The following is a 7,473-nucleotide window of genomic DNA, read 5'->3' on the forward strand; positions in this document are numbered from 1 at the left end:
TTAGCTTGAGTGAATTATAATTAATTTTTATTGAATTTTTATGCGAACACTCAAGCATTTAGCTAATTAATGTAGGAATCTCAATGAGCACTGATAACTCAAAAATCATTTATACTATTACCGATGAAGCACCTGCCTTAGCAACGTATTCTTTATTGCCAATTATTCAAGCTTATACAGCTTCTTCAGGCATTAACGTTGAAACACGTGATATTTCATTAGCGGCTCGTATCTTAGCTAACTTTCCAAAATACTTAACCCAAGAGCAACGCGTTGATGATGCATTGACTGAGTTAGGTGAATTAGCAAAAACGCCAGAAGCAAATATTATCAAATTGCCAAATGTTTCAGCGTCTATTCCACAATTAGAAGCGGCTATTAAAGAATTACAAGCAAAAGGTTATGATTTACCTAATTATCCTGCTGAACCACAAAATGAAGCAGAACAGTCTATTAAGTTAACTTACGCGAAAGTATTAGGCTCAGCGGTTAACCCGGTATTACGTGAAGGTAACTCTGACCGCCGTGCTCCTGCTTCTGTTAAGCAATACGTACGTAATAACCCTCACTCAATGGGCGCTTGGTCTAAGCAAACTAAATCTCATGTTGCTCATATGGCATCGGGTGATTTTTATGGTAGTGAAAAATCAGTAACTATTGATGGTGCTACTAAGGTAAATATTGAATTTGTTGCTCAAAACGGTGATGTAACCTTATTAAAATCAAAGTTACCTTTACTTGATAAAGAAATTATTGATACTGCAGTGATGAGTAAATCTGCCTTGATAGAATTCTTTGAAACTGAAATCAATAAAGCCAAAGAAGAAGATGTCTTATTATCATTGCACTTAAAAGCAACCATGATGAAAGTTTCAGATCCAATCATGTTTGGTCACGCAGTGAAAGTGTTCTATAAAGATGTATTTGCTAAGCATGCTGCTACTTTTGAACAATTAGGTGTAGACGCTGATAACGGTATTGGTGATGTTTACGCTAAAATCGCCCGTTTACCTGCGGAGCAAAAAGCAGAAATTGAAGCAGATTTACAAGCGGTTTATGCTACTCGCCCAGAAATGGCTATGGTTGATTCAGATAAAGGCATTACCAACTTACATGTACCAAGTGATGTCATCATTGATGCGTCAATGCCAGCAGCACTTCGTGCTTCAGGTATGATGTGGGGACCAGATGGTAAGCAAAAAGATACTAAATTTATGATCCCTGATCGTAACTATGCGGGTGTATTCTCAGCGGTAGTAGATTTTTGTCGTGAAAACGGTGCTTTTGATCCAACGACAATGGGTACAGTACCTAATGTTGGTTTAATGGCGCAAAAAGCCGAGGAATATGGCTCACACGATAAAACTTTCACCATGTCAGGTGCTGGTGTTGTTCGTGTTGTTAATGATAAGGGCGAAACACTGCTTGAACAAGATGTTGCTGAAGGTGATATTTTCAGAATGTGTCAGGTTAAAGATGCACCTATTCAAGATTGGGTTAAATTAGCGGTAACTCGTGCTAAAGCAACTGGAACTCCTACGGTATTTTGGTTAGATGAAAACCGTGGCCATGATGCGCAAATGATCAAAAAAGTTAATACTTACTTAGCTGATCACGATACTAGCGGTTTAGATATTCAAATACTTGAACCGGTAAAAGCTTGTGAGTATACCCTTGCCCGTGTTGCTAAAGGTGAAGATGCTATTTCAGTTACCGGTAATGTTTTACGTGATTACTTAACTGACTTATTCCCAATTTTAGAGCTTGGTACTAGTGCTAAAATGCTTTCAATTGTACCACTAATGAATGGTGGTGGTTTATTTGAAACGGGCGCTGGTGGCTCTGCACCTAAGCATGTTCAACAGTTTGAAAAAGAAAACCACTTACGTTGGGATTCTTTAGGTGAGTTTTTAGCACTTGCTGCTTCACTAGAGCATGTTGCGGTATCGACAGGTAATGCTAAAGCTCAAATATTAGCTGATACTCTAGATGCAGCTACAGGCAAGTTCTTAGATACTAATAAGTCACCATCACGTAAAGTGGGTGAATTAGATAACCGTGGTAGTCACTTCTACCTTGCAATGTACTGGGCACAAGCCCTTGCAGAGCAAACAAAAGATAGTGAGCTTAAAGAAAACTTTACTGGTGTAGCGCAAGCACTAACTAAGCAAGAAGAAAAAATTATTGCTGAATTAAATGCTGCTCAAGGGCCTGCTATTGACCTTAATGGTTATTACTTCGCTGAGACTCAGCTTGTAGAAAAAGCAATGCGTCCTAGCGAAACATTAAATACTATTTTATCAGCGTTACTTTAAGCTAACTAATTGCTTTAAATGCAAAATAGCTAGTGAAAGTGCTATTCAATAGCGCTGTATTAATCAAAAGCTAAGTAGAGATACTTAGCTTTTTTTTTATCTTTTTTTAGATGATATGCTTATTAGACTTTAGTCTAAGTGTTATTTATTCATTTTAGTGATATTGGATATCACTAAATAGTGATTAGTGCCTTGTGCATTTTTGAATTAGTTTAGTAGAGTAACTTTTCTATACTTGTTTAATGTGGAGCTCGTCCTATGACTAATCAAATCATCATTCCCACTACTGGCGATAAAATTACTTTTATTGACGGTAAATTATCAGTACCCAATAATCCGATAATCCCTTTCATTGAAGGTGATGGTATAGGTGTAGATGTTACACCTCCTATGCTTAAAGTTGTTAATGCTGCTGTTGCTAAGGCGTATGCTGGCGATAGAAAAATAGAGTGGTTAGAAGTCTATGCAGGTGAAAAAGCGACTAAAATGTATGATAGTGAAACTTGGCTACCAGAAGAGACATTAAATATTCTTCAAGAATATAAAGTCTCTATCAAAGGGCCACTGACAACACCCGTAGGTGGCGGTATGAGCTCACTAAATGTCGCTATACGACAAATGCTTGATCTTTATGTATGCCAACGTCCAGTGCAATGGTTTACTGGTGTACCAAGCCCAGTAAAAAGACCTGCTGAAGTCGATATGGTTATCTTTAGAGAAAATACGGAAGATATTTATGCTGGCATTGAGTATCAAGCAGGTAGTGATAAAGCTAAAGCCATGATTAAGTTTCTAACTGAAGAAATGGGCGCAAGTAACATCCGCTTTACTGACAATTGTGGCATCGGTATAAAACCGGTATCAAAAGAAGGAAGTCAACGCTTGGTTAGACAAGCGATTCAATACGCAATTGATAATGATAAAGACTCGGTAACTCTGGTTCACAAAGGTAATATTATGAAGTTTACCGAAGGGGCTTTTAAAGAGTGGGGTTATGAACTGGCTCGCGAAGAATTTGGTGCTAGTTTGATTGATGGTGGACCTTGGTGCACGCTCAAAAACCCTAATACAGGTAAAGAAATCATTATTAAAGATGTTATTGCCGATGCCATGTTACAACAAATCTTATTACGACCGGCAGAGTATAGTGTTATTGCCACCTTAAACTTAAATGGCGACTATTTATCTGATGCGCTTGCCGCACAAGTTGGCGGTATTGGAATAGCACCAGGAGCAAATTTAGGCGATGAAGTTGCCGTGTTTGAAGCCACTCATGGCACAGCACCAAAATATGCCGGTAAAAACAAGGTAAACCCAGGGTCTGTTATTCTTTCAGCAGAAATGATGTTAAGACATATGGGCTGGCTTGAAGCTGCTGATTTGCTTCTTAAGGGGATGTCAGGAGCAATCAAAGCGAAAACCGTAACATACGATTTTGAGCGTCTTATGGATGATGCTACCTTAGTTTCTTGTTCAGCGTTTGGTGATTGTATTATTGAACATATGTAGCAGAGGGATTTAGAAGAATAAAAAAACACAGCCAAAGCTGTGTTTTTTTATATTACTTTAGCGCAAAGTCTTTTTTATTCTATTTCGCCTTCAGCTAACTTAATACTTGCTGCGTGGTGACCTTTAGGGCCTTCATTTAGTTCATAATTGACATCTTGTCCGGCTTTTAATGTTCGATATCCATCCATTTCGATTGTTGAATAGTGCGCGAAAATATCTTCCCCGCCACTATCTGGGCGAATAAAGCCAAAACCTTTTGCATTATTAAACCATTTAACTGTACCGTGTGCCATACTTCAACTTCCTTCTATATCCTTTAGTATTCAATTATGTTTAACTTACTTTCCATTGTTAACTCTGTCTAAGAGTCAACAAATCCGAATAAGTAAGTGCATAGACAACAAACTAAGCGACTAAATATTAGTCACCTATAGAATCGTAGATAATTTATAGAATTAGTCAAGGTAAAAACATGTTTTTTTTAACGTTTTTTTAACTTTATTGCATGAAAAGATACAGCAAAAGTAAAAAGTAGAGACTAAGATAAATATATGAGCAACTGGAAAGAGTTATTTGACACCCAAAACATAGTTGAAGAGGCAGTTAGAGAGCAACTAGAAGAGCCGGCTAAATACCATGTTTTTTTACTTAATGATGACTATACCCCGATGGACTTTGTTGTAGACGTATTATGTAATTTTTTTAATAAAAGTGAAGAAGAAGCAACGGATATTATGTTAAATATTCACTATAAGGGAAAAGGTCTTTGTGGCATATATACTGCAGAGATAGCAGAAACAAAAGTTGAACATGTTGTCCAGTACGCTTTTGAAAATCAGCACCCATTAAAGTGTGTGATGACAAAAGCCTAAAGAAAAGGTTGGAGTAGTTATGCTAAACAAAGACTTAGAAATATCACTTAATTTAGCTTTTCGCCAAGCTAAAGAATCTCGCCACGAATTTATGACGGTAGAACATTTACTGTTGGCATTATTAGATAACCCCTCAGCAATTGAAGCGCTTCGAGCGTGTGGTGCTGACCTAGCTAAACTTCGCAAAAGCCTCTTAGATTTTATCGGCGAAACAACGCCAATGATTCCTATAGGGGAAGAAGAACGTGAAACTCAGCCAACGTTAGGATTTCAACGCGTTTTGCAAAGGGCTGTTTTTCATGTGCAATCGTCAGGGAAAAATGAAGTCAGTGGCTCGAATGTATTAGTCGCTATTTTCAGCGAACAAGAATCGCAAGCCGCATATATTTTGAAAAAGTCAGATATTAGTCGTTTAGACATTGTTAATTATATCTCTCACGGCATTGCAAAGGTTGATGACAATGCACCGCAGACACTTGATGGCGAGCAACAAAGCGAAGATGAACCGCGTACCATTGAAAATTTTGCTGTCAACCTTAATGAAGAAGCTATCAAAGGTAATATTGACCCTTTAATCGGTCGAGATGAGGAACTTGAACGTACATTACAGGTTTTGAGTAGACGGAGAAAAAACAATCCGCTTTTTGTTGGTGAAGCAGGCGTTGGTAAAACTGCCATTGCTGAAGGTTTAGCCAATATGATTGTGAATAAACAGGTGCCTGAATTTTTAGCCGATGCGACAATTTACTCTCTTGATATGGGGGCTTTATTAGCCGGTACTAAGTATAGAGGCGACTTTGAGAAACGTTTTAAATCTTTATTGAAAGAGCTTGAAGAAGATAAAAATGCGGTGCTGTTTATTGATGAAATCCATACTATTATAGGTGCGGGAGCGGCCTCGGGTGGTATGATGGATGCATCTAACCTGCTAAAACCACTGCTTTCTGCTGGTAAGGTACGCTGTTTAGGCTCTACTACGTATCAAGAATATCAAAGTATTTTTGAAAAAGATCGTGCATTAGCTCGTCGTTTCCAAAAAATTGATATTCCCGAGCCTAGCGTTGCCGATACCACTAAAATACTGCACGGTCTGAAAGAGAAGTATGAAAGCCATCATGGTATTCGTTATACCAGTAAAGCTCTACATGCAGCTGCTCAGCTATCGGCTAAATATATTAACGAAAGGTTTCTGCCAGATAAGGCCATTGATGTCATTGATGAAGCGGGTGCCAGGCAACAGCTTATTCCGGCTAATAAGCGAAAAAAAGTTATTAATAATGCCGATATAGAAAGTATTGTCGCTAAAATGGCTAGAATCCCTGAGAAATCAGTATCACTCAGTGAAAAGGATCATCTTAAAAACCTTGATCGTAACTTGAAGCTTGTTGTTTTTGGACAAGACCAAGCTATTAGTGAACTTTCATCCGTTATTCGTTTATCTCGAGCTGGCCTAGGCAGTGAAGAAAAGCCAGTTGGCTCCTTCCTCTTTGCCGGACCTACAGGGGTTGGTAAGACGGAAGTAACCCAACAATTAGCTAAAATATTGGGAGTAGAACTGCTTCGTTTCGATATGTCGGAATATATGGAGAAGCACGCGGTTAGTCGACTAATCGGCGCACCTCCTGGGTACGTAGGCTATGAACAGGGTGGTTTACTTACTGATGCTGTTTTAAAACATCCTCATGCTGTTGTATTGCTTGATGAAATTGAAAAAGCACATGAGGATGTATACAACATTCTCTTACAAGTGATGGATCATGGCACTTTAACGGACAATAATGGTCGAAAAGCTGACTTTAGAAATATTATCTTAGTGTTAACAACAAATGCCGGCGTACAGGAAACAGTGCGTCAATCTATTGGCTTTAAACAACAAGACCACAGTCTTGATGCATTAAGTGAAATTAATAAGATATTTTCACCTGAGTTTAGAAATCGCTTAGATAACATTGTTTGGTTTAATCATTTAGATCACATTGTAATTCAACAAGTAGTTGATAAGTTCATTGTTGAATTACAAGCGCAACTCGATGATAAAGGTGTTTCACTTGAATTAAGTAAGCAAGCTAGATTATGGTTAGCTGAACATGGCTATGACAAGACTATGGGCGCTAGGCCTATGGCTCGCCTGATTCAAGAGCATTTGAAGAAAACATTGGCTAATGAGTTACTCTTTGGGGAGTTAACACAGGGAGGCGTGGCTAAAGTTGATGTTAAAAAAGATAAGATAGTGATTACCTACGAAAATAAACAGGAATTGATTACTGCGAAATAATAATTCACTTTAATTAAGAAGTTAATTTAGACGTTATTCTAAAAGCCCTACAAATAAACTTAGTAGGGCTTTTTTATGCATGTCATATAATAAAGAGACAGCGTTTATTGTTTATGTTCATCAAATAAACTTACTGCTAAGACAAATAAGGTTAGTTAAGGTAAGAAGTATTGAAGAAGTGTATTTTGTTGGAAGAGAATTGTTAAGGGAAAAATACGGTAAGGGCAGATTTTATATCTTAATAGTGCGTAATGCTATTGATATTAAATGGCTCAAGTAACATATACCTGAGAGTAATAGAGTACAAACTATGGCTCTAACAAACGCTCTACAGGGCATGTATCTTTTTTTCGTTCTTATGTGGCTCCCAAAACTGGGCTCGAACCAGTGACACATGCTATTTATTATAGAGAGTACAGTCCATCGTTCTACCAAGTAAGCTAGAGCGATAGATTTTCATCAGACATAAAAAAGCCGCGAATAATCGCGGCTTTTTTAATGT

The 7,473-nt window shown here is 37.9% G+C and carries 5 protein-coding genes; 4 read left to right on the forward strand and 1 reads right to left on the reverse strand.

Annotation, left to right across the window (positions count from 1 at the left end; genetic code table 11):
* Window positions 1-83: 83 nt before the first annotated feature.
* Together HRT55_RS18090 and icd are read left to right on the forward strand one after the other, a co-directional pair.
* Window positions 84-2,315, forward strand: coding sequence for an NADP-dependent isocitrate dehydrogenase (locus tag HRT55_RS18090; protein WP_291623486.1), 2,232 nt, complete (start codon window positions 84-86; stop codon window positions 2,313-2,315).
* A gap of 258 nt (window positions 2,316-2,573) precedes the next feature.
* Window positions 2,574-3,824, forward strand: a complete 1,251-nt coding sequence (icd, locus tag HRT55_RS18095; protein ID WP_291623488.1) for an NADP-dependent isocitrate dehydrogenase — start codon at window positions 2,574-2,576, stop codon at window positions 3,822-3,824.
* A gap of 74 nt (window positions 3,825-3,898) precedes the next feature.
* Here the strand turns inward: icd and cspD are convergent, their stop codons facing one another.
* On the reverse strand, window positions 3,899-4,117 hold the full coding sequence (cspD, locus tag HRT55_RS18100; protein WP_291614749.1) for a cold shock domain-containing protein CspD: 219 nt from the start codon (window positions 4,115-4,117) through the stop codon (window positions 3,899-3,901).
* A gap of 258 nt (window positions 4,118-4,375) precedes the next feature.
* Between cspD and clpS the strand changes: the two genes are divergently transcribed.
* Both clpS and clpA read left to right on the forward strand, forming a co-directional pair.
* Entirely contained in the window at window positions 4,376-4,696 is a 321-nt protein-coding gene (gene clpS / locus HRT55_RS18105) for an ATP-dependent Clp protease adapter ClpS (protein ID WP_291623490.1), read from the forward strand.
* 19 nt (window positions 4,697-4,715) lie between these two features.
* Window positions 4,716-6,971 (forward strand): ATP-dependent Clp protease ATP-binding subunit ClpA, encoded by a 2,256-nt coding sequence (clpA, locus tag HRT55_RS18110; protein ID WP_291623491.1) that lies wholly within the window; start codon window positions 4,716-4,718, stop codon window positions 6,969-6,971.
* Window positions 6,972-7,473 lie beyond the last annotated feature (502 nt).

Origin of the sequence: Colwellia sp. (assembly GCF_013214175.1) — a bacterium.
Taxonomy (GTDB): Bacteria; Pseudomonadota; Gammaproteobacteria; order Enterobacterales; family Alteromonadaceae; genus Colwellia.

Coding starts and splice junctions, on each gene's coding strand:
- HRT55_RS18090 (WP_291623486.1), top strand. CDS start 84: ATGAGCACTGATAACTCAAAAATCATTTATACTATTACCGATGAAGCA.
- icd (WP_291623488.1), top strand. CDS start 2,574: ATGACTAATCAAATCATCATTCCCACTACTGGCGATAAAATTACTTTT.
- cspD (WP_291614749.1), bottom strand. CDS start 4,117: ATGGCACACGGTACAGTTAAATGGTTTAATAATGCAAAAGGTTTTGGC.
- clpS (WP_291623490.1), top strand. CDS start 4,376: ATGAGCAACTGGAAAGAGTTATTTGACACCCAAAACATAGTTGAAGAG.
- clpA (WP_291623491.1), top strand. CDS start 4,716: ATGCTAAACAAAGACTTAGAAATATCACTTAATTTAGCTTTTCGCCAA.